18 protein-coding genes and 3 tRNA genes are annotated in these 23,190 nt (G+C 72.2%); 16 read left to right on the forward strand and 5 right to left on the reverse strand.

Annotated features, from left to right (window positions below):
* Position 1 precedes the first annotated feature (1 nt).
* The 6 genes from AC07DC_RS08855 (at position 2) to AC07DC_RS08880 (ending at position 6,103) form a co-directional block, all read left to right on the forward strand.
* Positions 2 to 1,009 (forward strand): acyl-CoA dehydrogenase family protein, encoded by a 1,008-nt coding sequence (locus AC07DC_RS08855; RefSeq protein ID WP_478913277.1) that lies wholly within the window; start codon positions 2 to 4, stop codon positions 1,007 to 1,009.
* On the forward strand, positions 1,006 to 1,476 hold the full coding sequence (locus AC07DC_RS08860) for a MaoC/PaaZ C-terminal domain-containing protein (protein WP_478913278.1): 471 nt from the start codon (positions 1,006 to 1,008) through the stop codon (positions 1,474 to 1,476). Before AC07DC_RS08855 ends, AC07DC_RS08860 begins: the two co-directional genes overlap by 4 nt.
* Positions 1,473 to 2,657, forward strand: coding sequence for a lipid-transfer protein (locus AC07DC_RS08865; protein ID WP_478913280.1), 1,185 nt, complete (start codon positions 1,473 to 1,475; stop codon positions 2,655 to 2,657). Before AC07DC_RS08860 ends, AC07DC_RS08865 begins: the two co-directional genes overlap by 4 nt.
* 61 nt (positions 2,658 to 2,718) lie before the next feature.
* Positions 2,719 to 3,588: a DUF1906 domain-containing protein gene (locus AC07DC_RS08870; RefSeq protein ID WP_478913282.1), complete on the forward strand. Its 870-nt coding sequence runs from the start codon at positions 2,719 to 2,721 to the stop codon at positions 3,586 to 3,588.
* Between the two features lie 247 nt (positions 3,589 to 3,835).
* Positions 3,836 to 4,351: a SigE family RNA polymerase sigma factor gene (locus AC07DC_RS08875; protein ID WP_138359153.1), complete on the forward strand. Its 516-nt coding sequence runs from the start codon at positions 3,836 to 3,838 to the stop codon at positions 4,349 to 4,351.
* Positions 4,352 to 4,420: 69 nt separating this feature from the next.
* Positions 4,421 to 6,103, forward strand: coding sequence for a long-chain fatty acid--CoA ligase (locus AC07DC_RS08880; protein ID WP_478913284.1), 1,683 nt, complete (start codon positions 4,421 to 4,423; stop codon positions 6,101 to 6,103).
* A 49-nt stretch (positions 6,104 to 6,152) separates the two neighbouring features.
* Here the strand turns inward: AC07DC_RS08880 and AC07DC_RS08885 are convergent, their stop codons facing one another.
* Positions 6,153 to 9,977 (reverse strand): hybrid sensor histidine kinase/response regulator, encoded by a 3,825-nt coding sequence (locus AC07DC_RS08885; protein ID WP_478913286.1) that lies wholly within the window; start codon positions 9,975 to 9,977, stop codon positions 6,153 to 6,155.
* A 228-nt stretch (positions 9,978 to 10,205) separates the two neighbouring features.
* On the reverse strand, positions 10,206 to 10,883 hold the full coding sequence (locus AC07DC_RS08890) for a subtilase-type protease inhibitor (protein ID WP_478913288.1): 678 nt from the start codon (positions 10,881 to 10,883) through the stop codon (positions 10,206 to 10,208).
* A gap of 188 nt (positions 10,884 to 11,071) precedes the next feature.
* On the opposite strand from AC07DC_RS08890, the gene AC07DC_RS08895 reads away from it, so the two are divergent.
* The 4 genes from AC07DC_RS08895 (at position 11,072) to AC07DC_RS08910 (ending at position 12,228) form a co-directional block, all read left to right on the forward strand.
* Positions 11,072 to 11,162, forward strand: a tRNA-Ser gene (locus AC07DC_RS08895).
* A gap of 281 nt (positions 11,163 to 11,443) precedes the next feature.
* A tRNA-Arg gene (locus AC07DC_RS08900) sits at positions 11,444 to 11,516 on the forward strand.
* Positions 11,517 to 11,645: 129 nt separating this feature from the next.
* Positions 11,646 to 11,719: transfer RNA gene (locus tag AC07DC_RS08905), tRNA-Met, on the forward strand.
* Positions 11,720 to 11,856: 137 nt separating this feature from the next.
* Complete coding sequence (locus tag AC07DC_RS08910) at positions 11,857 to 12,228, forward strand: MmcQ/YjbR family DNA-binding protein (RefSeq protein ID WP_478913290.1); 372 nt, start codon at positions 11,857 to 11,859, stop codon at positions 12,226 to 12,228.
* A 65-nt stretch (positions 12,229 to 12,293) separates the two neighbouring features.
* Here the strand turns inward: AC07DC_RS08910 and AC07DC_RS08915 are convergent, their stop codons facing one another.
* Together AC07DC_RS08915 and AC07DC_RS08920 are read right to left on the reverse strand one after the other, a co-directional pair.
* Complete coding sequence (locus AC07DC_RS08915) at positions 12,294 to 13,169, reverse strand: MEDS domain-containing protein (RefSeq protein WP_478913292.1); 876 nt, start codon at positions 13,167 to 13,169, stop codon at positions 12,294 to 12,296.
* 241 nt (positions 13,170 to 13,410) lie between these two features.
* Positions 13,411 to 14,349, reverse strand: a complete 939-nt coding sequence (locus AC07DC_RS08920; RefSeq protein ID WP_478913294.1) for an LLM class F420-dependent oxidoreductase — start codon at positions 14,347 to 14,349, stop codon at positions 13,411 to 13,413.
* A 268-nt stretch (positions 14,350 to 14,617) separates the two neighbouring features.
* On the opposite strand from AC07DC_RS08920, the gene AC07DC_RS08925 reads away from it, so the two are divergent.
* From AC07DC_RS08925 to AC07DC_RS08950, 6 genes are all read left to right on the forward strand, one after another.
* Positions 14,618 to 15,361 carry a response regulator transcription factor gene (locus AC07DC_RS08925; protein ID WP_478913296.1) on the forward strand — a complete coding sequence of 248 codons (744 nt, stop codon included), beginning with the start codon at positions 14,618 to 14,620 and terminating at the stop codon, positions 15,359 to 15,361.
* The gene (locus AC07DC_RS08930) at positions 15,358 to 16,989 is read left to right on the forward strand and encodes a sensor histidine kinase (protein ID WP_478913298.1); all 1,632 of its coding nucleotides are present in this window, start codon (positions 15,358 to 15,360) and stop codon (positions 16,987 to 16,989) included. The genes AC07DC_RS08925 and AC07DC_RS08930 overlap by 4 nt, the downstream gene beginning before the upstream one ends.
* Before the next feature lie 25 nt (positions 16,990 to 17,014).
* Entirely contained in the window at positions 17,015 to 18,475 is a 1,461-nt protein-coding gene (locus AC07DC_RS08935; protein WP_478913300.1) for a bifunctional glycosyltransferase family 2/GtrA family protein, read from the forward strand.
* Positions 18,472 to 20,694 (forward strand): ArnT family glycosyltransferase, encoded by a 2,223-nt coding sequence (locus AC07DC_RS08940; protein WP_478913302.1) that lies wholly within the window; start codon positions 18,472 to 18,474, stop codon positions 20,692 to 20,694. The genes AC07DC_RS08935 and AC07DC_RS08940 overlap by 4 nt, the downstream gene beginning before the upstream one ends.
* 211 nt (positions 20,695 to 20,905) lie before the next feature.
* Complete coding sequence (locus tag AC07DC_RS08945) at positions 20,906 to 21,664, forward strand: TetR/AcrR family transcriptional regulator (RefSeq protein WP_478913304.1); 759 nt, start codon at positions 20,906 to 20,908, stop codon at positions 21,662 to 21,664.
* Positions 21,665 to 21,723: 59 nt separating this feature from the next.
* On the forward strand, positions 21,724 to 22,188 hold the full coding sequence (locus AC07DC_RS08950) for a PPOX class F420-dependent oxidoreductase (RefSeq protein ID WP_478913305.1): 465 nt from the start codon (positions 21,724 to 21,726) through the stop codon (positions 22,186 to 22,188).
* A 105-nt stretch (positions 22,189 to 22,293) separates the two neighbouring features.
* Here AC07DC_RS08950 and AC07DC_RS08955 read toward each other — a convergent pair whose 3' ends face one another.
* Positions 22,294 to 23,121: a YceI family protein gene (locus AC07DC_RS08955; RefSeq protein WP_478913307.1), complete on the reverse strand. Its 828-nt coding sequence runs from the start codon at positions 23,119 to 23,121 to the stop codon at positions 22,294 to 22,296.
* Positions 23,122 to 23,190 lie beyond the last annotated feature (69 nt).

Raw genomic sequence — 23,190 nt, forward strand, 5'->3', positions numbered from 1 at the left:
CATGGACTTCACTCCCACCGAGGAGCAGCAGGCGGCCCGTGATCTGGCCGCCGAGATACTCGACCGCAGCGCCGAGCCGTGGAAGGCGCTGTGCGAGGCCGGACTGGTGGCCGCCGTCGAGGAGATCGGGCTGCTGGGCCTGGTGCTGCTGCTGGAGGAGGCGGGCCGCAGGACCGCCGGGATCCCGCTCGCCGCGACCTGCGCGTACGGTCTGCTGCCGGTCGCCGCACACGGCACGGACGAGCAGCGCGCCCGGCTGCTGCCCGGTCTGCGCGACGGCTCGTACGTCGCCACCGGCGCCTTCCCGCACCGGACCGCGCGCGCCGTCACGAGCGGTGACGGCTGGCGCCTGACCGGCACCTTCCCGGTCGTGCCCTGGCTGCGCGAGGCCACGCACGTCCTCGTCCCCGCCGCGACCGGCACAGGGACACGGCTCTTCTGGCTGCCGGCATCCGCCGGCGCAGAGCCCGTCGAGCCCGTCGAAACAACCGCCCCCTGGGCCGCGGCCCGGCTCGTGCTGGACGGCACGCCCGCCGAGCCGCTCGGTGACGGGTCCGCGTACGAGGAGGTTCTCGCGCGGTCCCGTACCGCCTTCGCCGGGCTGCAGGCCGGGGTCTGCGCGGGGTCGCTGGCGCGGGCGGTCGCGTACACCTCGGTGCGCGAGCAGTTCGGGCGTCCGCTCTCCACGAACCAGGGCGTGCTGCTGCGCGCCGCCGACGCGCACATGGACACCGAGGCGATCCGCGTCACCGCCTACGAGGCGGCCTGGCGCTTCGACAACCATCTGCCCGCCGCCTCCCACGCCCTGACCGCCGCCTGGTGGGCGTCCGAGGGCGGCAAGCGGGTCGTCCACGCCGGGCAGCATCTGCACGGCGGCATCGGCGCGGACCTCGAACACCCCGTCCACCGGCACTTCCTGTGGGGACGGCAGCTGGACGCGTATCTGGGCGGGGGCGCGGAAGTCCTCGCCGAACTGGGTGTGTTGCTGGGCAAGGAGGAGGCCGTATGACGCAGTCCCCGGTCGGTACGCCGGTCCGTTCCGTGCGGGCGGGTGAGGAACTGCCGCCGCTGCGCGTCCCGGTCACCCGCACGCTGATCGTCGCGGGCGCCATCGCCTCGCGCGACTTCCAGGATGTGCACCATGACGTGGAGCTCGCCCGGGAGAAGGGCTCGCCGGACATCTTCATGAACATCCTCACCACCAACGGCCTGGTCGGCCGCTACATCACCGAATGGGCGGGGCCCGGGGCGGTGCTGCGGGCGGTGCGGATCCGGCTGGGCGCGCCGAACTATCCGGGGGACGAGATGGTGTTGACCGGCAAGGTGACGTCCGTCGAAGCCGGCACCTCCGGAAGCACCGTTGAGACCGCCGTTGAGACCGCTGTCGAGATCGCAGTCCTCGGCGTCAACAAGCTCGGCCATCACGTCACCGGCACGGTGACCGTCATGCTCCCGACCCCGGAGGCAACCGCATGAGCGTCCGCAACCGCGACAGCCTCGGCGGCCGCGCCGCGATCGCCGGCATCGGGGCGACGGAGTTCTCCAAGGACTCCGGCCGCAGCGAGCTGAAGCTCGCCGTGGAGGCCGTGCGGGCGGCTCTGGACGATGCCGGGCTGACCCCCGCCGATGTCGACGGCATGGTCACGTTCACCATGGACACCAGCCCGGAGATCACGGTCGCCCAAGCGGCCGGCATCGGTGAGCTGTCGTTCTTCTCGCGCATCCACTACGGCGGCGGGGCGGCGTGCGCGACCGTCCAGCAGGCCGCCATGGCGGTCGCGACCGGGGTGGCCGACGTGGTCGTCTGCTACCGCGCGTTCAACGAGCGGTCCGGCCGGCGGTTCGGGTCGGGGGTACAGCAGCGCGACCCTTCCGCCGAAGGGGTGGCGCTCGGCGCCAACCTGCCGTCCGGCCTCCTCACGCCCGCGTCGTGGGTCGCCATGGCGGCGCAGCGCTACCTGCACGCCTACCGTCTCGATCCGTCGGCCTTCGGCCCGGTCGCGGTGGCCGACCGCCGCCATGCCGCGAACAACCCCGCCGCGTACTTCCACGGCAAGCCGATCACCCTCGCCGACCATGCCGCCTCGCGCTGGATCGTCGAGCCGTTGCGGCTGCTGGACTGCTGCCAGGAGACGGACGGCGGCCAGGCGATCGTCGTGACGTCGCCGGAGCGGGCCCGCGACCTGCGGCACGCGCCCGCGGTGATCGCCGCCGCGGCGCAGGGCGCGGGCCGCGCGCAGGAGCAGATGACGAGCTTCTACCGGGACGATCTGACCGGGCTGCCGGAGATGGGGGTGGTCGCCCGCCAGCTGTGGCGCACCTCCGGGCTGACGCCGTCCGACATCGACACGGCCGTGCTCTACGACCACTTCACGCCGTTCGTGCTGATGCAGCTGGAGGAGTTCGGCTTCTGCGGGCCGGGGGAGGCGGCGGACTTCGCCGCCGGCGGTGGTCTGGAGATCGACGGCCGGCTGCCGGTGAACACCCACGGCGGCCAACTCGGGGAGGCGTATCTGCACGGCATGAACGGCATCGCCGAGGGGGTCCGCCAGCTGCGCGGGAGCAGCGTCAACCAGGTGGCGGGCGCTTCGAACGTGCTGATCACCGCGGGAACGGGTGTTCCAACCTCGGGGCTGGTGCTGTCGGCAGACGGCTGAATGGGGGGTGGGGCGGGCGTGTCTGCCCGGGGCCGCCGCGGGTGGCGCGTTGACTCGCGCCATGCGTGGAACAAACCGGATTAACCGATATGTCCTCTCCTTCCTGGCGGCTGTGGCGACGCTGGCCTGCCTGGTCAACGGCACGGTCGCCGCGGCCGACACCTCCGCCGACACCTCCGCCGACTCCGCCGCCGACTCCCTTCAGGGTGCCCGGACCTTCCAGGGCACCGGCTTCGAGACCTGCGAGACCCCGACCGCCGACACATTGCAGGCCTGGCACGGCACCTCCCCGTACGGCGCCGTCGGCGTGTACTTCGGCGGCCGGGCCCGCGCCTGCGCGAAACAATCGAACCTCACCCCCTCCTGGGTGCGGAGCGTGAACACCACGGGCTGGAGCATCCTGCCGATCTATGTGGGCTCGCAGTCCCCCTGCGCGATGAGCAGCGCGAAGAAGGCGTACTCGATCGACACGGCCAACCCCGGGCAGAGCGGCACGACCGAGGCCAAGGACGCCGTCCAGCGCGCCCATGACCTCGGCTTCGTCGAGAACAGCGCCCTGTACCTGGACATGGAGTCGTACGACATCCGCACCTCGGCCTGTACGGCGCCGACGCTCGCCTTCGTCCAGGCCTGGGACAAGGAGGTGCGCCGGCTCGGCTACATTCCGGGCTTCTACAGCAGCGCGGACTCCGGCATCACGCACATGGAGCAGGCCCGCGCCGCCGGCGTCCCCGACCTGCCGACCATCCTGTGGTACGCCCGCTGGAACGTCACGCCGACGCTCGAGGACGAGCCGGTGCTCCCCGCCGACGCCTGGCAGCCGCACAGCCGGATCCACCAGTACGTGGGGAACGTGACCGAGACGTACGGGGGCCGGACGATCGACATCGACCGCGACCTCATCGACGCCCCGGTCGCCGTCATCGGATAGCGACCGCCCGGTCCCGCGGTCACCCCGACCCCACCCGCGGTCACCCCGACTCCCACCCGCGGTCACGCGGAGCCCACCCGCGGCCACCTCGACCCCACCTCCCGACCCCACCCGAGGCCCTGTCTTCCTCAGGGGCGGGTCCGCCCAGGGGAGGTGGGGACAGCCCCCGTCCTACGACTTCAGGGTGATCCCGCTTCGGCACCTCCGGCGGATCCGCCGGGCGGGCGGCGCTCATAGCGTTGAGGGCATGACCACGCCTGTGTGCACCAGCACCAGCACGATGCAGTTCTCCAGCTACGTCCGGGCCAAGGGCCCGACGCTGCTGCGTACCGCGCGCTCGCTCACCGCGAACCCGTGTGACGCCGAGGACCTGCTGCAGACCGCGCTGACCAAGACGTACCTGGCATGGGACCGCATCGACGACCATCGGGCGCTGGACGGCTACGTCCGCCGCACGCTGGTCAACACGCGCACCTCGCAGTGGCGCAAGCGCCGCATCGACGAATTCGCGACCGAGGACGTCCCCGAGCCGCTGTCCACCGCCCCCGACCACACCGAGCAGCAGGCCCAGCGCGACGCGCTGCTGCGCGCCATCTCCCGGCTTCCCGCCCGGCAACGCGCCATGGTGGTGTTGCGCTACTACGAGGACATGAGCGAGATACAGACGGCGGAGGCCCTCGGTGTCTCGGTCGGTACGGTCAAGAGCGCGGTCTCCCGGGCGCTGGGGAAATTGCGGGATGACCCCGAATTGCGCGCCAGGTAGTGACATACCGACTGGTATGGAAGCAGAATCACCGGGACCTTACCCGCACGTAACCCGTGGAGGCTTCCGGTGCTGAGCACGATGCAGGACGTACCGCTGACCGTCACCCGCATCCTGGTCCATGGCGCTCTGGTGCACGGCCGGTCCCAGGTGACCACCTGGACCGGGGACGCCGAGCCGCACCGCCGCTCCTTCCGCGAGATCGGTGTCCGGGCCATCCAGCTCGCGAACGCCCTCCGCGACGGGCTGGGGGTGGCCCGGGACGAGCGGGTCGCGACCCTCATGTGGAACAACGCGGAGCATGTCGAGGCGTACCTCGCCATCCCGTCCATGGGTTCGGTGCTGCACACCCTGAACCTGCGGCTGCCCACCGAGCAGCTGACCTTCATCGTCAACCACGCCGCCGACCGGGTCATCCTCGTCAACGGCTCTCTGCTGCCGCTGCTGGCGCCGCTGCTGCCCGCTCTGGAGCCCGTCGAGCACATCGTCGTCGTCGGCCCCGGGGACCGCTCCCTCCTCGACGGCTGCCGCCCCGCCGTGCACGACTACGAGGAGCTGCTGGCCGGCCGCCCGACCACGTACGACTGGCCGGAGCTGGACGAGCGGGACGCCGCCGCCATGTGTTACACCTCGGGCACCACCGGCGACCCCAAGGGCGTCGTCTACTCCCACCGGTCCATCTACCTGCACTCGATGCAGGTCAACATGACCGAGTCGATGGGGCTGACGGACCGCGACACGACCCTCGTCGTCGTTCCGATGTTCCACGTCAACGCCTGGGGACTGCCGCACGCCACCTTCATGACCGGCATCAACATGCTCATGCCGGACCGTTTCCTGCAGCCCGGCCCGCTCGCCGAGATGATCGAGAGCGAGCGCCCCAGCCACGCCGCGGCCGTCCCGACCATCTGGCAGGGCCTGCTCGCCGAGCTCGCCAACAAGCCGCGCGACATCTCCTCCATGGCGACCGTCACCATCGGCGGCTCCGCCTGCCCGCCCTCGCTCATGAAGGCGTACGAGGAGCACGGCGTGCGCCTGTGCCACGCCTGGGGCATGACGGAGACCTCGCCGCTGGGCACCATGGCCCACCCACCGGCCGGCCTCACCCCCGAGGAGGAGTGGCCGTACCGCATCAGCCAGGGCCGCTTCCCCGCATCCGTCGAGGCCCGGCTGGTCGGCCCGGCGGGCGAGATCATGCCCTGGGACGGCGAGTCCGCGGGCGAGCTGGAGGTGCGCGGCCCCTGGATCGCCAACTCCTACTTCGGCGGCGCCGGCTCCGAGCCGCTGCGCCCCGACGACAAGTTCAGCCCCGACGGCTGGCTGCGTACCGGCGACGTCGGCCTCATCACGCCGGACGGCTACCTCACCCTCACCGACCGGGCCAAGGACGTCATCAAGTCCGGCGGCGAATGGATCTCCTCCGTCGACCTGGAGAACCACCTCATGGCGCACCCGGACGTCGCCGAGGCCGCGGTCGTCGCGGTGCCCGACGAGCGCTGGGGCGAACGCCCGCTGGCCACCGTCGTGCTGAAGGAGGGCGCCGACGTCTCGTACGAGGCGCTGCGGGAGTTCCTCGCGGGCCGTATCGCCCGCTGGCAGCTGCCGGAGCGCTGGGCGATCATCCCGGCCGTGCCGAAGACCTCGGTCGGCAAGTTCGACAAGAAGGTGATCCGCGAGCAGTACCGGCTGGAGCAGATCGACGTCACGTACGTCTCCGGAGCCGAGAAGGGCGCCGAGTCCGAGTCGGAGTGACAGCGGTCGGGACGGGGCCAGGCGGCCCCGTCCCGCAGCGAGGACCGGGTTACGAGCCGATCTTGCCGAGCAGGTCCACGATGCGCGACTGCACATCCGCACTCGTCGACCGCTCCGCGAGGAACAGCACCGTTTCGCCGGAGGCCAGCCGCGGCAGTTCCGACGGTTCGATGTCCGCGGACGTGTAGACGACCATCGGGGTGCGGTTCAACTGGCCGTTGCTGCGCAGCCAGTCGACGATCCCCTGCCGGCGGCGGCGCACCAGCATCAGGTCCATCACCACCAGGTTCGGCCTGACCTGCGCGGCCACCGTCATCGCCTCGACCTCGGAGGAGGCGTGCGCGACCTGCATACCGCGCCGCTCCAGCGTCGCGGTGAACGCCTGGGCGATGTCGTGGTGGCCCTCGATCAGCAGCACCCGCGGCGGGTGCTGCTCGCTGTCGCGCGGCGCGAGCGCCTTGAGCAGGACGGCCGGGTCGGCGCCGTACGCCGCCTCGCGGGTCGCCTGCCCGAGACCGGCGGTCACCAGGACCGGCACCTCGGCCTCGGCGGCGGCCTGCCGGAGCGACTGCAGCGCCGTCCGGGTGATCGGGCCGGTCAACGGATCGACGAAGAGCGCGGCGGGCGGCTCGGCGACCTGCGCATCGACCTCCGCGCGGGACCGGACGATCACCGGACGGTAGCCGCGGTCGGTCAGCGCCTGACGCGTCGAGACATCGGGCTCGGGCCAGACCAGCAGCCTGCGCGGCTCGTCCAGCAGCTCGCCGGGCTCGCCCCCCAGCTCCTCGATGACCTCGACAGCGCCGTTCGGACCGTCGAGCGGCTCGGGGCCCTCGTCGCCCTCGGCGGGCGCCCCTATGGCGAACGCCCGGCCCGGAACGACCGTACGGAGCAGCGCCGTCTGCTGGTCGGGGTCGAGCTGGTCGGTGTTCTGATGGTCGATGCCCTGGCCGTCGCTCCGGCCGTCGTCCTGCCGCGGTTCGGCGGGAGCGGCGGCGGGGGGCCGGGAGACCGGGAGCTGACCGCTGTCGGGATCCGCCTGCGGGTGCGGGCGGGCCTCCACGTCATGGCCGTCGTCCTGCTGCGGTCCGTTGAGCTTGCGCCGCCGGCCGGACCCGGAGGGATTCTGCTGGGGGAACGGCTCGGGGAGCGGCTGGGGCTGGGGCTGGGCCTGCGTCGGGACGGGCTGGACGAACGCGACGCCCTGGCCGAGCGTGCGCACGCTTATCGCCCGCCCATGGCTCTGGCCCTGGCTCTGCTGGCCGTAGGGCTGGGGGACACCGCCCGACGGCGGCATCGGGACACGCTGCCCCTGGCCCGGAATCCCCTGGGACGGAGCCTGGCCCTGGTTCTGGTTCTGAGCCGGGTTCTGGGCCGGGCTCTGGTTCTGCGGCTGCGCGCCCGGATCGACCGCGGGCGCTGCCGGAGCGGCCGGCCGGCCGGCGTCCGGCCACTGCGGGCTCACGGGCTGCTGCGCGCCGTTCTGATCCTGCGGACCGCCCTGGTGCGGGACCGGGGGGAGCTGCGGGCCGGGGGTGTGCTCCTCCGCCGGCATCGGTGCCGACACCTCGTGGACGTGCTGGGCGGGCAGGGCAATGGGTCCGTTGCCGTTCCCGTTGCCGTTCCCGTTTCCGTCCGACTCCCCCGGCTGCGAGGGTGCGGGCCGCCGCGCGCGACGTCCTGCCGGCGGCTCCTGCCCGGCGAGGGACGCGCCGTTGCCGTCGCTCCCCTGCTGCGGTCCGTGCGACCCCTGCGGCCCGGCCTGCTCGCCGCCCGCCGGAAGGGCGTGCTGGACGGGCACCGCGGGAAGTTCGGGTGCGGGCTGCTGACCGTCGGAAAGCGGCCGGCGGGCCCGGCGACCGCTGGGCTGCCGGCCCTGCTGCCCCGGGTGGTTCTGCTGATCGGGCTGCTCGGCCGGCGTCAGGTCCGCCGCGCCGCCCGCGGTGTCCCCCGCGCTCGGCTCGTCCGGCAGCGGGCGGCGCAGCGCGCGCCGCCGACCGGTCGGCGTGTCGTGCTCGCCCGGCTGCGCCTGGCCGTGCCCCTCGTTCCGGTCGCGGCTCTCCTGCTGCTCGTCCGGTCCTCCCGCGGTCGGGATCGCCCACGGCGCGACCACGGTGCCGCCGTCGTCCCCGGCCCGGCGCGGCCGCGGCGCGCGTTCCCTGCCGGCGACCCCGGGTTCGCCGCTGCCTGCCCAGCCCGTGGCGGGCATGCCACCGGCGGGCGTTCCGCCCGCGGGATTCTCCTGGCCGTTCGCACCGGCGGTGCCCGCCGGAGGCGTGGCCGCACCAGGCGCCGGAGCCTTGGCGCCCGCGCCCGTACCGCGGGCGGGCTTCGCGGGCATCGGCATGACGGTCGTCTCGGACTCGCGCGCCCCGTCCTTCACCGCCGCGGCGGCCGCCGCACGGCCCGCGGCCGCGATCGCGGCCGAGCCCAGCGGCACCTCAAGGACGTACGCGCTGCCCTGGCCCGGCACTTCGTGCGTCTGCAGGACGCCGCCGTGCCGCTCCACGATGCCGCGGGCGATCGGCAGGTGCACCGCGTTGCCGCCCGCGTGCGGGCCCCGGACGTCGATCCGTATGACATCGCCGCGCTGCGCCGCCGCCACCACGATCGTCGAGTCGCCGCCGCCACTGATGACGGTGGCGTTGCCGGCCGCGTCCACGCCCGCGACGTCCGCGATCAGGTGCGCGAGCGCCTGGGACATCCGCTCGCCGTCGATGGCCGCCTCGATCGGCGGCGCGTGCACGGCGTACTGCGCGCGTCCCGGGCCGATCAGCTCGATGGCGCCGTCGACGGCTGCCGCGACGACCTTGTCGAGGCCGACGGGCTCGCGGCGCAGCCGGTCCTCGCCGCGGTCGAGCCGCTGGAAGGCCAGCACGTTGTCGATCAGCGTGGTGATGCGCGCGTAGCCGGCCACCAGGTGGTGCAGGATCTGGTTCGCCTCGGGCCACAACTGCCCGGCGGGGTCGGCGGCCAGACCCGTCAGCTCGCCGCGCAGCTCGGCCAGCGGGCCGCGCAGCGCCTCGTCCAGCACGGCCTGCAACTGCTCGCTGCGGGCGACGACGGCGTCGAACGCGGTCCGGTCCGTGAACGTCATGACCGCGCCGACCAACTGCTCGCCGTCCCGTACGGGAGCGGTCGTCAGGTCGACGGGCACCGCCCGGCCGTCCTTGCGCCACAGCACCTGGCCGCGCACCCGGTGCTTGCGACCGGACCGCAGCGTGTCGGCGAGCGGCGTCTCCTCGTACGGCAGCGGGGTGCCGTCGGCGCGCGTGTGGTGCGCGAGCGGGTGCAGCTCCTGGCCACCGAGGTCGGTCGCCCGGTAGCCGAGGATCTGGGCGGCGGACGGGTTGACGAGGACGACCTTGCCCTCGGTGTCGACGCCGACGACACCCTCGGCCGCCGCGCGCAGGATCATCTCCGTCTGGCGCTGCTGGCGGGCCAGTTCGGCCTCGGTGTCCATCGTGCCGCTGAGGTCGCGCACGACCAGCATCAGCAGCTCGTCACCGGTGTAGCTCTGCGGCTCGTCGTAAGGGGTGCGGCCGTCCTCGAGGTTGGCGCTGGTCACCTCGACGGGGAACTCCGTGCCGTCGGTACGCCGCGCGACCATCCGGGTCGGCTTGGTTCGGCCGTTGTCGTCGTCGGTGTTCTGCGCGCTGCGCATCGATCCGGGGATCCGCTTGGAGTCGAACGCGGGCAGCAGATCGAAGAGGCCCCGCCCGACCAACGCCGTCCCCGGCGACTCGAAGGTCTCGATGGCGATGGCGTTGGCGTTGACGACCGTGCCGTTGCCGTTGACCAACAGAAGCGCGTCGGGGAGGGCGTCGAGTATTGAGGCGAGGCGAGCAGCGCCTCTGGATGGCCTGCTGCTCACGAGACGCGTCCTCCCTGTTACCGCACGTACCGCACTTCCTGCGGTGGCCCCGCGCAACCCGCGCGATCGGCTCTCACCGGCGGCCCATCTTGCCGCTGACCCCATGGCATGTCACTAGAGCGAGTGTACGTGCAGCGGTTGGCCGAGCGTCCGCGGATGCCCATGTACCCCTGTGGGATTCGGTGTTCGAGCGTGTGCGGTGCGAGATCGTCCCTGGTGTGGCGTGCGTCACGCACCTCCGGTGGCGGCGGGCAGAACCGGCGCCATGTCCTGCCATCGGGCGACCTCGCAACCGTTGGCCCGGCTGTACTTCTCGTTGACGGGCACACCGTGCCAGACCCCGGTGACCTGCGCGGTCTGTGATCCGCCGTAGATCATCGAGCACATCTGGCCGGCCGGAACGGGACCGACGGGACCGCCCAGCCGCTCCAGCCGGTCGCAGGAGTCCGCCACGGACCGGGCGGGCCCGGTCAGGGGTACGGAGACGGCCGGCGCCGGGGCCACGGGACCGCCGGAGGTCGCGGGGTCTTCGGGCGCGGCGGGGTCGGCGGGGTCGGCGGGATTCGCGGGGTCGGCGAAGACCTCGGGCTGGGCGGGGGTCGCGGGCCCGGCGGGTGTGCCCTGGTCGGGTCCGCAGTCCAGCCTGCTCGTGGTGATGTTCCCCGAGCCGTCGTCGACGGTGACGGTCACCTGGTTGTTCGCTGGGGGCGCGGGGTCCGCGGACACGGGGAGCGGGACTGGTGCCGCACCGGCGTCGGTCGCCAGGAGCAGCGGCACCCCGGCGGCGAGCACGACACCGAGGACGGCGGCGAGCGGAAGCCGCACTCCGGGCCGGCGGCGGGCGGCGGGGCGCGGAGCGAGGCGGGGAAGGGGACGGTCGAGTTGGCCGGGGCCGTTGAGTCGCATGCCCCAGTCACTACCGCCCCGCGCGTGCCTTTCCCCGCAATCCACCCGAACGTGGGCGAGCCACCCCGCGGGGGCGCGCTTCCTCTTTGCCCTCCACGCCGACGGCCTTGTACCCTGGTCTGCGATTGGTGACAGCCTGCCGGGCTGTGTCATCATCTGCACACGCACTCGCTCGCGCGGGTGTGTCTGGAGGCTTCGCCTAGTCTGGTCTATGGCGCCGCACTGCTAATGCGGTTTGGGACTTCAATCCCATCCGGGGTTCAAATCCCCGAGCCTCCGCTCGTTTCCGGAGCCCCGGTCGTCCCAGGACGACCGGGGCTCCGTCGTATCTCCGGCGTATGTCCGGGCCACCGGGCGGTCTTCCGTCCGGGACGCCGGGGGGTGCTCCACGTCGCTCCACGGTGCTCCGCACAAGATCGACACACTCCGCCGTTCGTACCCCTTCCGTAGCTGTTTTCGCAGCTCAGAGAGGGTCCGGACAATGGATTTCACCTGAAGCCGCAGGTCATGTAATGTTGTTCCCGCAACGCCGACCGGCTAGAAAACGCCGGAAAGCACAAGCACTCGTAGCTCAACGGATAGAGCATCTGACTACGGATCAGAAGGTTGCAGGTTCGAATCCTGCCGAGTGCACTCAGGTCAGGGCCCCCGAGGAGATCGTCTGAGGGGGTCCTGGTTTGCTTTCCGGAGCAATTCGGGAAATGGCGTCGAACGGACTGGTAGTTGAGGGTCCCGCGGATGGCGTAGTGTTCAGTTCAACGGCGCGGGGTGGAGCAGCTCGGTAGCTCGCTGGGCTCATAACCCAGAGGTCGCAGGTTCAAATCCTGTCCCCGCTACTACGACCAGAGGCCCGACACGAAAGTGTCGGGCCTCTGGTGTTTCCGCGTTCCCCGTTCGCCGTTCCGCCTTCCCCCTTCCACGTTCCCTCTTCCGTCCCGTGGATCTGTCGTCGGCAGGCGTTAGGGTCGGCCGAATGGTGGCGATGACTGCGCGGGGGCTGAAGGCGGCGTGTCTGGCGATGCCGGGCGCCGAGGAGGAGTTCCCGTTTCCGCGGAACCCGGATCTGTCGGCGTTCAAGGTGGCCGGGAAGATCTTCGCGTTGAGCGTGCTGGAGGCCGAGCCGCTCAAGGTGAGCCTCAAGTGCGATCCGGAGATCGCCGAACAGCTGCGGGCGGAGTATCCGGCGGTCATTCCCGGATACCACCTCAACAAGCGGCACTGGAACACGGTGACGGTCGACGGGTCGCTGCCGGTCCGGATGGTGCGGGAGATGATCGAGGACTCCTACGACCTGGTGGTGGCGACGCTGCCGCGGGCGGTCCGGCTCACCTACGACTCGCGCTGACCGGCCGCGTACGACTCGCGCTGACCGGCCGCCGGCCGCGTACGGCTCCGCGCGCACCGCCTCATCTACCAGCCCGCCTCGACGTAGAGCGTCAGTTGGCGGACGTCGCCCGCGCCGCACAGGCGCAGCACGCGGGCGTGGGTGGACGGGCAGTGGACGGCGAGCCGGGCGGTGGCGGGCAGGGCCGCGGCGAGCCGGATGAGGGTCGTGGCGCAGTGGGCGTCGATGAACGACAGGGCGGTCAGGTCGACGAGGCGCGGCGGCGGGCCCGGCCCGCCCAGGGACCGCCGCAGCTCCGTGTCGAACTGCTCCCGGGTGGCGAGGTCGGCGTTCCCCGCGAGGTGCAGGATGGTGCCGGTCCTGGTGATGTGCAGGGCGTCGAGCGACTGCAGGACCTCGGTGGGGTGGGAGGCGCCCACCCGGCACATCAGCTCGGGCGGGAAGAGCCGGCGGTCGTACTCGCAGATGGCGGTGAAGCCGATGTCGGCGAAGAGCGGGGTGAGTCCCGTCTCGTAGTCGATGAGCTCCTCGTGGTCGACGCCGGGCCCCAGCGCCCAGGACATGTCGCCCACGGCGCGCAGCCCGCTGAATCCCATGACGTTGGCGTCCTCGGTGAACTCGAGCCAGGTGGCGGCCCGGCTCTCGGCGTCGAATCCGCGCTCCGGGTCGTAGCCGGGGGTCTCGTTGATGACGAGGAGCCGATCGTCGCGCAGGGCCTGGGTGGCGGGGACGCCGTGATCGGCGAGGCGGACGGCCGCTTCCCCGGGGGTGGTGCCGGGGCCGACGAAGAGGATCACCCGCTCGCCGCGGAGCAGGCCGGCCTCGGTGAAGGCGGCCCGGACCGCCCAGCGGGCCCGGTGGCTGTCGAAGCCCAGACAGGCGTGATCTCCGGAGGCCATGCGGTCGACGGAGACGGTGTAAGGGACGGCGCCACTGTCCATGCGGCGAACGTACCTCCGTTTGTCGTGGGGTGAAGGTGCGCCGATCGGATTCGTACGAATCCGACATGGCGCGTTCGCCTGGCTGTTGACAACTGCCGCTGTTTGTCAGGAATGTGACGAATGATCACATACCTTACAAACATGGACAGTTGATCAACCCATCAGCACCACAAGGACAGTTGATCAACAACGGCACGCCATCGGCCAGTTGTGGGAAGTGGCGCGCCGAATGTCATCGGCGTCAGGCCAACACCTGTGCCAGCCGCCGCCATTCGGGGCGGTGCAGTACGGACCGCCCCTGGTCGGTGATGATTTGCAGGGCGACGTGGTCGGCGCCGGCCGCATGGAAGGAGTTGATCCGCTCCCGGATGCGATCGTCGTCGCCCCAGGCGAAGACGGTGTCGATCAGCCGGTCGCTGCCGCCGTCGGTGAAGTCCGCCTCCTCGAAGCCGAGTCGGAGGAAACTGTTGGTGTAGTTCGGCATCGCCAGATACATGCTGAGAAACCCGCGGGCGGTCTCGCGGGCGACGGCCGGGTCCTTCTCCAGCACGACCTTCAACTCGGGTGCCAGCAACGGGCCGTCGCCCAGCAGCGCGCGGGCCTGTTCGGTGTGCTCCGGCGTGACGAGATACGGGTGCGCGCCGCCCGCCCGGTCGCGGGACAGCTCCAGCATCTTCGGACCCAGCGCGGCCAGGACGCGCCGCCCGGCGGGCACCGGTGCGGGCGCGGCGTCCAGCGCGTCCAGGTAGGCCACCATCGCCGAGTACGGGCGGCGGTACCGGTCCGAGAGCTGCGCGTGGCTCACCCCGAGGCCGAGCAGGAAACGGCCCGGGTGGGCGGCCTCCTCCTCCGCCGTCCTGGCGGCGACCGCGTCCGCCTCGTGCTCCCAGATGCTCAGGATGCCGGTGGCGACCGTGATCCGCGACGTCGCGTCGAGGACCCGGGCCGCGTGGTCGACGGAGCTGCTGCCGCCCAGCCAGATCGCACCGAAGCCCAGCTCGTCGAGTTCGGCCGCCGCCTCGGCGATCTCGCCGCGCAGCTCCGGATCGTCCGAGCGCAGTACGGCATCCCAGATGCCGTACCGGCCGACGGCTTCCCTGGCGCCGGTTTCCGCGGCGCCCGCTTTCCCGGCGTCCGATTCCTTGGCGTCCGCGACGCCGCTGCTGTCCGTGCTCCCCATGGTCCCGGCTCCCTGAGTCTCAGTGCGTGCAGGCGGCAACCCGGTGATCGACTGCCGTATTCCGACCCGCCCGCAGCCCCGCCCGCAGCCCCGCCCGCAGCCCCGCCCGCAGCCCCGCCCGCAGCCCCGCCCGCAGCCCCGCCCGCAGCCCCGCTGCAGCCCCGCCCGCAACCCCGCTCGCAGCCCCGCTCGCCTGGGACGACCGTTTCTCAGGAGATTCACAGGTAGTCGAAAGAATGTTTTCAGAGCCCCCTCACAGGCTGGTCCCATGCCTTCCATCCCCGCTGCGGCCGCCGCCGAACTCTCCCGTCCCGACGGGTCCCCGGTGCGTGTCCTCGTCGTCGACGACGAGGCCGCCCTCTCCGACCTGCTCTCCATGGCCCTGCGCTACGAGGGCTGGGAGGTCCGTACCGCGGCCGACGGCGCCGGCGCGCTGCGCGCGGCCCGCGACACCCGGCCCGATGCCGTCGTGCTCGACGTGATGCTGCCCGACATGGACGGCCTGGAAGTCCTCGCCCGGCTGCGCCGCGACACCCCTGACGTGCCGGTGCTCTTCCTCACCGCCAAGGACGCGGTCGAGGACCGGATCGCCGGACTGACGGCGGGCGGCGACGACTACGTCACGAAGCCGTTCAGCCTGGAGGAGGTCGTGGCCCGGCTGCGCGGGCTGATGCGCCGCTCGGGCGCCGCCGCGGCGCGCACCGAGTCCATGCTGGTCGTCGGGGATCTCGTCCTGAACGAGGACAGCCACGAGGTCTACCGCGACGATGATTCGATCCACCTCACGGCCACCGAGTTCGAGCTGCTGCGCTTCCTGATGCGCAACCCGCGCCGGGTGCTCAGCAAGGCGCAGATCCTCGACCGGGTCTGGTCCTACGACTTCGGCGGCCAGGCCAATGTGGTGGAGCTCTACATCTCCTACCTGCGGCGGAAGATCGACGCGGGACGCGCGCCGATGATCCACACCCGGCGGGGGGCGGGGTATCTGATAAAGCCGGGCGAGGCGGCGTGAACATCCCCCGCCGGCGGCGCCGGTTGCTCCCGAGCCGCCCGTGGTCGCTGCGGCGCCGGCTGGTCGTGTCGTCCGTGGCGCTGGTCGCCGTCGTGTGCGCGGTGATCGGCACGGTCACCGCGCTCGCCCTGCACACCTACCTGTACGGGCAGCTGGACACCCAGCTCGCCGCCGTCGCGCACCGCGCCGAGGGGCCGCCGGCCGGTTCGGACTCGCTGCCGCGCCTGCACTCCGGCGACCTGGGGTTCGTCATCGGCGGCGGGCAGCCGCTCGGAACGATCGGCGCCAAGGTCACCGACGGGCAGATCACCGAGACCGCGCTCAGCGCCCAGAAGGAGAGCAGCGAGGTCGGGCCGCAGGTGACCCCCGAGTCCCTCGACGCCGCGCAGACCGCGGCGCTCGGCAGCCTGCCGCTCGACGGCGCCGCGCACAGCATCGACATCCCCGGCCTGGGCACCTACCGCATGCAGTCGGTCGCGACGCAGTACGGCACGTATCTCGTCGGCATCCGGGCCTCCGGGGCGCAGGACACCCTCAACACCCTCGTCTGGGTGGAGGTGTGCGTGACCGCCGCCGGTCTCGCGGCGGCCGGCCTCGCCGGCACCGCCCTGATCCGTATCTCCCTCCAGCCGCTGCGCCGGGTCGCCGCGACCGCCTCCCGGGTGTCGGAACTGACCCTGCACCGGGGCGAGGTGGCGCTCCACGAGCGGGTGCCGGAGGCGGACACCGATCCGCGCACCGAGGTGGGGCAGGTCGGTGCGTCCCTCAACCGGCTGCTCGGGCACGTCGGCTCCGCGCTGCACTCCCGGCAGGAGAGCGAGATGCGGGTCCGGCGCTTCGTCGCCGACGCCAGCCATGAACTGCGGACGCCGCTCGCCTCGATCCGCGGCTACGCGGAGCTGACCCGACGCGGCCGGGAGGACGTCGGTCCCGACACCCGGCACGCGCTGGGCCGTATCGAGTCCGAGGCCGGACGGATGACGTCACTCGTCGAGGACCTGCTGATGCTCGCCCGGCTCGACGCGGGGCGGCCGCTGGGCCTGACGGAGACGGATCTGTCACCGCTGGTCGTCGACGCGGTCAGCGACGCGCGGGCGGCCGGGCGCGATCACGTCTGGCGGCTGGACCTGCCCGACGAGCCGGCGACCGTGCACGGTGACGCGGAGCGATTGCAGCAGGTGCTGGCGAACCTGCTGGCCAACGCCCGCACCCACACCCCGCCGGGGACGACCGTCACCGCGCGGGTCACCGGCGACCGGAACCACGGTGTGCTGCTCCAGGTCGTCGACAACGGTCCCGGCATTCCGTCCGATCTCGTGCCGTACATCTTCGAACGTTTCGCGCGCGGTGACGCGTCCCGCGCGCGGGGATCCGGATCGGGCTCCACCGGCCTGGGGCTGGCGATCGTGTACGCGGTGGTCACGGCGCACGGCGGCAGGGTGTGGGTCGAGAGCGTGCCCGGTCACACCGCGTTCAGCGTCCAACTCCCCCCGTCGGTACGGCAGATGGCCCCGCAGGGCTCGGGGCAGGACTTGCGGCAGGGGACGCAGCCGGGCTCGCTGGAGGGCTCGCGCCAGGACATGCGGCCGGACTCACAGCAGGGCCTCAGGTTCACCACAAGGTCGTGACAGCGCGGCGGTGGAACGTCGGGGTATGCGAACTCACCTCGGCACTCTGCCGTCCCGGCAGCACCTGCCGGTCGCACACAGCGACCCGGTGCTCGACGTCGTGATCCCCGTCTACAACGAGGAGAACGACCTGGAGCCCTGCGTCAGGCGGTTGCACGCGCACCTGGCAGGTACCTTCCCCTACCCCTTCCGGATCACCATCGCGGACAACGCGAGCACCGATCTCACGGAGGCCGTCGCGAAGAGCCTCGCGTCGGAGATCCCCGAGGTCGAGTCCTTCCGGCTCGACCAGAAGGGGCGCGGGCGGGCCCTGCGGGCCGTCTGGACGGAGTCCGAGGCGCCCGTGCTCGCCTACATGGATGTCGATCTGTCGACCGACCTGAACGCGCTGCTGCCGCTGGTCGCCCCGCTGATCTCCGGCCACTCCGACCTGGCGATCGGCTCCCGGCTGGCCCGCAGCTCACGCGTCGTGCGCGGCGCCAAGCGCGAGTTCATCTCCCGCACGTACAACCTGATCCTGCGCGGCTCGCTCGCCGCCCGCTTCTCCGACGCGCAGTGCGGCTTCAAGGCGATCCGCAAGGACGTCGCCGAGCGGCTGCTGCCGATGGTGGAGGACACCGGTTGGTTCTTCGACACCGAGATGCTGGTGCTCGCCGAACGCGCCGGGCTGCGGATCCACGAGGTGCCGGTCGACTGGGTCGACGATCCCGACAGCACCGTGGACATCGTCCGTACGGCCACCGACGACCTCAAGGGCGTCTGGCGGGTGGGACGGGCGCTCGCCACCGGCGCGCTGGCCCTCGACCGGCTGCGCCGGCCCTTCGGCGACGATCCACGCGACCGCGAGCTGGGCGGCGTGCCACCGGGCCTCGCCCGCCAGCTCGTCGGATTCTGCGTCGTCGGGGTGCTGAGCACCCTGGTCTACCTGGTGCTGTACTCGGGCTTCCGGCTCGGGCTCGGCTCGCAGCCCGCCAACGCGGCGGCGCTGCTGGTCTCCGCGATCGGCAACACCGCCGCCAACCGCCGCCTCACCTTCGGCGTCCGCGGCCGGGAACAGGCCGTTCGCCACCAGGCCCAGGGCCTGGTCGTCTTCGCGATCGGCCTCGCCCTGACAAGCGGCTCGCTGGCGGCCCTGGAGGCCGCCAACACCCGCCCCTCGCACGGCACGGAGCTCGCCGTCCTCATCGCCGCCAACCTCGCGGCGACGGTACTGCGCTTCCTGCTCTTCCGCGCCTGGGTCTTCCCGTCCGGCACGGCACCCGCCGGCCCGGCACCCGCCGACGCCGCCGAGCAGGCCACCGGGACCGAGCAGACCACCAGGCCGGACCAGGCCACCAGGCGGGCCCAGGCCACCGGGCGGGACCAGACCACCATGCGGGCCCGGGCCACCGGGCCGGGGCAAGCCCGCGTTTACGAATTCCCCGTCGCCGACTACGAGTCCGACGCCACCTACGACCACGACTCCGACCCGAGGAGCGCACGATGACCGCGCCGTACAGCACCCCGGCCGGCCTTCCGGCCGGTCCGCCGCCACACTCCCTGGACCTGCCCGGTCCTGTGACCCGTTCCACGGTGCCCGAGCACGCGCAGCCGCCCGGCGCGCCACCGGCGCCCGCTCCGTCCGGCCCGCGCGGTATCGCCGGACGGATCTGGAGGGGCCGCTCCGAGGACGCCCGCTGGGTGCGTCCCGCGTTCCTGGCGCTGCTGGCCGTGACCGCCGCGCTGTACCTGTGGGACCTGAGCGCGTCCGGATACGCCAACTCCTTCTACTCCGCCGCCGTCCAGGCAGGCAGCGAGAGCTGGAAGGCGCTCTTCTTCGGCTCGTCCGACGCGGCGAACTCGATCACCGTCGACAAGCCCCCGGCCGCGCTCTGGCCGATGGCCGTCGCCGTCCGGATCTTCGGCCTCAACTCGTGGTCGATCCTGGTTCCCGAGGCGCTGATGGGCGTCGCGACGGTGGGTGTGCTCTACGCCGCCGTCCGCCGCCGCTTCGGCCCGGCGGCCGGACTGATCGCGGGCGCCGTACTGGCGGTCACCCCGGTCGCCGCGCTGATGTTCCGCTTCAACAACCCGGACGCGCTGCTCGCGCTCCTCATGACGGTCGCCGTCTACTGCGTGCTGCGCGCGCTCGAAGGCGCCCGGACGAAGTGGTTGGTCTGGGCCGGTGTCGCCTTCGGTCTCGCCTTCCTGACCAAGACGCTGCAAGCCTTCCTCATCCTTCCGCCGCTCGCGATCGTGTACGCGGTCGTCGCACCGACGGCCTTCCGCAAGCGCATCGGCCAACTGGCCCTGGCAGGGCTCGCACTGGTCGTCTCCGGCGGCTGGTGGGTGACGATCGTTGAGCTGTGGCCGGCCTCGTCCCGCCCGTACATCGGCGGCTCGCAGGACAACAGCTTCCTGTCGCTGACCTTCGGCTACAACGGCTTCGGCCGGATCACCGGCAACGAGACGGGCAGCGTCGGCGGCGGGGGAGCGGGCGGCGGTCAGGGCGGCGGCCAGTGGGGATCCACCGGCATCACGCGACTGTTCGACGGTGACATGGGCGGCCAGATCGCCTGGCTGCTGCCGGCCGCGTTCATCCTGCTCGTCGCAGGGCTGTGGCTGTCCCGGAAGGCCCCGCGCACCGACGCCCGGCGCGCCGCGTTCCTCGTCTGGGGCGGCTCGCTGCTGATGACCTTCGGGGTCTTCAGCTTCATGTCGGGCATCTTCCACCAGTACTACAACGTCGCACTGGCCCCCTACATCGCCGCCGTCGTCGGCATGGGCGCCACGCTGCTCTGGGAGAAGCGCACGCACCTCGCGGCAACGGCGACGCTCGCCGTGACGGCCGCGGGCACCGGCTACTGGGCGTACGTCCTGCTGGGCCGGGCATCCGACTGGCACCCGTGGCTGCGCTGGACGGTGCTGGTCGCCGGCCTGCTGGCGGCGGCCGGACTGCTGCTCGCGGTACGGCTCGGCCGGCGGTTCGCGGCAGCGGTGGCCGGTCTCGGTATCGCGGCGGCGCTCGCGGCACCGTTCGCGTACACGCTCAACACCGTGGACACCGGGCACAGCGGCTCGATCGTGACGGCGGGCCCCGCCGTCCAGGGCGGTATGGGCGGCGGTCCCGGCGGGATGCGCGGCGGCGCTCCCGGCGGCATGCCGGGTCAGGTGGGCCAGAACGGCCAGGGCCTGCCCGGCGGCGCCCAGCAGCCGCCGACGGTTCCGGGCGGCGGCCAGACCGGCCAGCAGGGCCGGCCCGGTCAACAGGGGCAGCAGGGTCAGCCCGGCCAGGGAGCGCAGGGCTTCCCGCGCGGCGGTACGGCCGGTGGTCGCGGTGGCGGCGGGATGGGCGGGCTGCTCGGCGGCGCCACCGTCAGCTCCGCGATGAAGACGCTCCTGGAGCAGAACGCCTCCGACTACACCTGGGTCGCGGCGGCCATCGGTTCGCAGAACTCCGCCAGCTACCAACTGGCCACCGGCGACCCGGTCATGGCCATCGGCGGCTTCAACGGCAGCGACCCGTCGCCGACGCTCGCGCAGTTCAAGCAGTACGTGGCCGAGGGGAAGATCCACTACTTCATCTCCTCCTCCGGCGGCATGGGCGGCGGTATGGGCGGCCAGGGAACATCCTCGGCGATCACCACCTGGGTCACCTCCGCGTTCACCGCGAAGACGGTCGGCACCACCACGGTCTACGACCTGGCGAGCCCCGCGAGGAGCTGACGGGCTCCGCTGGGAGCTGGCGAGCGCCGCGAGGAGCTGACAGATCCCCGCGGAGAGCTGACAGAAGATCCGACTGGCGGTACCCGCAGGCCCTGCGACCTGCGGGTACCGCCCTTTTCGCGGGTCCGGCGTTCGGAAGCGGCATAGCATCGGATGCGGGCAGCCCGCAGGCCCCGACGACCCGGAACACCCCGCGAAGGGAACGCCCGCCATGGCCGAGGACAGCCGCGCGACGACTCCTGGGGCCAGCGTGTGGCTGCACGAACGTCCGGCGGTCAAGCGCCGCAGCGAGCAGCCGGCCGGACTGGACCGCGACAAGATCGTCGCGGCCGCCGTCCGGCTGCTCGACACCGGCGGTCTCGCCGCGTTCTCGATGCGCAAGCTCGCCACCGAGCTGGGCGTGACCGCGATGTCCGTCTACTGGTACGTCGACACCAAGGACGACCTGCTGGAGCTCACCCTGGACGCGGTCCACGGCGCGATCGTCCCGCCGGCCGAGGAGCCGGACGCCGACTGGCGCGACGAGGTGCGCCAACTCTCCTTCGGCTACCGCACGATGCTGGTCACCCATCCGTGGACGGCGCCCCTGATCGGCGAGTACCTCAACATCGGCCCGCTCGCGATGGAGTTCTCCACCAACGCGACGCGCGCGATGGCCCGTTCCGGTCTGGCGCCCGAGCAGCTGACCGGCGCGCTCGGCTGCGTCTTCCAGTACGTCTACGGCTACGGCACCGTCGAGGGCCGGTGGGGCGAACGCTGCCGGGCCAGCGGCCTGGGCGAGGACGCGTTCTACGCCGACTGGGTCAGCAGCGTCGAGGACCGGCCGGGGTTCGAGCACACGCTCGACCTGCTCAACCACAGCTCCGTGTCCGGGTCCGTCGCCCGGCAGCGAGAGCACGATTTCGCCTTCGGGCTGGACTGCGTGATCGCCGGCATCGAGACGATGCGCGACCGGCACCTGAGGACCTGAGGGCTCGGAGACCGGCGTGCGCACAGGCCGTCACGGGGCCCGCCGCGTAGGGTTTTGGCATGGCTCCCAAATCGATTGCCACCAACACCACGGCGTCCCTCGACGAACTGCTGGCGTTCGTCCGCCCCCGCCACCGCGCCATCCTGCTCACCACCCGCGCGGACGGCCGGCCGCAGGGCTCGCCGCTGACCTGCGGCGTCGACGACTCCGGGCGGATCGTCGTGTCGACCTACCCGGAGCGCGCGAAGACGCGCAACGCGCGGCGCGATCCGCGCACCAGCGTCATCGTCCTCTCCGACGACTGGAACGGGCCCTGGGTGCAGATCGACGGCTCGGCCGAGGTCGTCGATCCGCCGGACTCCGTCGAGCCGCTCGTCGAGTACTTCCGCAACATCTCGGGCGAGCACCCTGACTGGGACGAGTACCGGGCCGCGATGATCAAGCAGGGCAAGTCGCTGATCCGCATCACCCCGGAGCGCTGGGGCCCGATCGCGACCGGCGGATTCCCGGCCCGGCTCGCATAACGCGCGAGCTCGCATAACGCGCGCTCGCATTACGCGCGCTCCTGTAACGCGCGCTCGCATTACGCGCGCTCCTGTAACGCGCGCTCCTGCGCCGAGCCTGCCGCGCTACGCCTCCGGCAGCTCGCTGCCCCGCACCGCCTGGATGGCGAGTTCGATCTTCAGCGTGGTGCCGATGGCCGCGATCCCGGCCTGGACGACCTGGTTGTAGTTCATCGCGAAGTCGGCGCGGCGCAGCTCGGTCGTGGCGCGGAAAGCCGTGCGCACACCGCCCCAGGGGTCGGGGCCGGTGCCGAGGTAGCTGAGGTCGAGGTCGACGGGGCGGGTCACACCGTGCAGGGTCAGCTCGCCGAGCACGGTCCAGCGGTCGTCGCCGGCCGGCTCCAGGCCGCCCGTACTGCGGTAGGTGATCTTGGGGTGGACTTCGGCGTTGAGGAAGTCGGGGGAGCGCAGGTGCCCGTCGCGCAGGGCGTTGCCGGTGTCGATCGACGCGGCCTCGATGACGGCGTCGACGGTTGACGCCGCCGTCCGCCCGTCGATCTCGATCCGCCCGCCGAACACGGTGAACCGGCCCTGCACGCTGGAGATGCCGAGGTGCTGGGCGGTCGCGGTGACGGAGGAGTGCGCCGGGTCGATGGTCCAGCTGCCGGGCGGCGGCAGCTCCACGCCGCCCGCGCGGGAGAGCGTAACGGTGCCCGCGTCCGCGGAGCCCGACGCGGTGACGATCGCGGTCGAGGCCGCCGGCAGATAGCCGATCGCGGTCACGATCGCCGTGTAGGCGCCCGCGGGCAGCGGTCCGGTACGGACGATCCCGTCGGAATCGGCCTCCTGGCGGTCGACTTGACTGCCCGTCATATCGGTGACGGTCAGCACCGCGTGCGAGACGGCCCAGCCGTCCCTGGTGCGTACGCGGGCCCGCAGGCCGTGGCTGCTCATCGAGGTTCGCCTCCCGTGATGTGCCGGGATCCCGTGGGCCCGGCCGTGGTGCGTGGTGCTGTTGATCGC

It is taken from the genome of Streptomyces sp. NPDC045021, from assembly GCF_056432645.1.

Bases quoted from the DNA above. Each gene is read 5' to 3' on its own strand.
- AC07DC_RS08855 (WP_478913277.1), top strand. From the start codon at position 2: ATGGACTTCACTCCCACCGAGGAGCAGCAGGCGGCCCGTGATCTGGCC.
- AC07DC_RS08860 (WP_478913278.1), top strand. From the start codon at position 1,006: ATGACGCAGTCCCCGGTCGGTACGCCGGTCCGTTCCGTGCGGGCGGGT.
- AC07DC_RS08865 (WP_478913280.1), top strand. From the start codon at position 1,473: ATGAGCGTCCGCAACCGCGACAGCCTCGGCGGCCGCGCCGCGATCGCC.
- AC07DC_RS08870 (WP_478913282.1), top strand. From the start codon at position 2,719: ATGCGTGGAACAAACCGGATTAACCGATATGTCCTCTCCTTCCTGGCG.
- AC07DC_RS08875 (WP_138359153.1), top strand. From the start codon at position 3,836: ATGACCACGCCTGTGTGCACCAGCACCAGCACGATGCAGTTCTCCAGC.
- AC07DC_RS08890 (WP_478913288.1), bottom strand. From the start codon at position 10,883: ATGCGACTCAACGGCCCCGGCCAACTCGACCGTCCCCTTCCCCGCCTC.
- AC07DC_RS08910 (WP_478913290.1), top strand. From the start codon at position 11,857: ATGGTGGCGATGACTGCGCGGGGGCTGAAGGCGGCGTGTCTGGCGATG.
- AC07DC_RS08915 (WP_478913292.1), bottom strand. From the start codon at position 13,169: ATGGACAGTGGCGCCGTCCCTTACACCGTCTCCGTCGACCGCATGGCC.
- AC07DC_RS08920 (WP_478913294.1), bottom strand. From the start codon at position 14,349: ATGGGGAGCACGGACAGCAGCGGCGTCGCGGACGCCAAGGAATCGGAC.
- AC07DC_RS08925 (WP_478913296.1), top strand. From the start codon at position 14,618: ATGCCTTCCATCCCCGCTGCGGCCGCCGCCGAACTCTCCCGTCCCGAC.
- AC07DC_RS08935 (WP_478913300.1), top strand. From the start codon at position 17,015: ATGCGAACTCACCTCGGCACTCTGCCGTCCCGGCAGCACCTGCCGGTC.
- AC07DC_RS08940 (WP_478913302.1), top strand. From the start codon at position 18,472: ATGACCGCGCCGTACAGCACCCCGGCCGGCCTTCCGGCCGGTCCGCCG.
- AC07DC_RS08945 (WP_478913304.1), top strand. From the start codon at position 20,906: ATGGCCGAGGACAGCCGCGCGACGACTCCTGGGGCCAGCGTGTGGCTG.
- AC07DC_RS08950 (WP_478913305.1), top strand. From the start codon at position 21,724: ATGGCTCCCAAATCGATTGCCACCAACACCACGGCGTCCCTCGACGAA.
- AC07DC_RS08955 (WP_478913307.1), bottom strand. From the start codon at position 23,121: ATGAGCAGCCACGGCCTGCGGGCCCGCGTACGCACCAGGGACGGCTGG.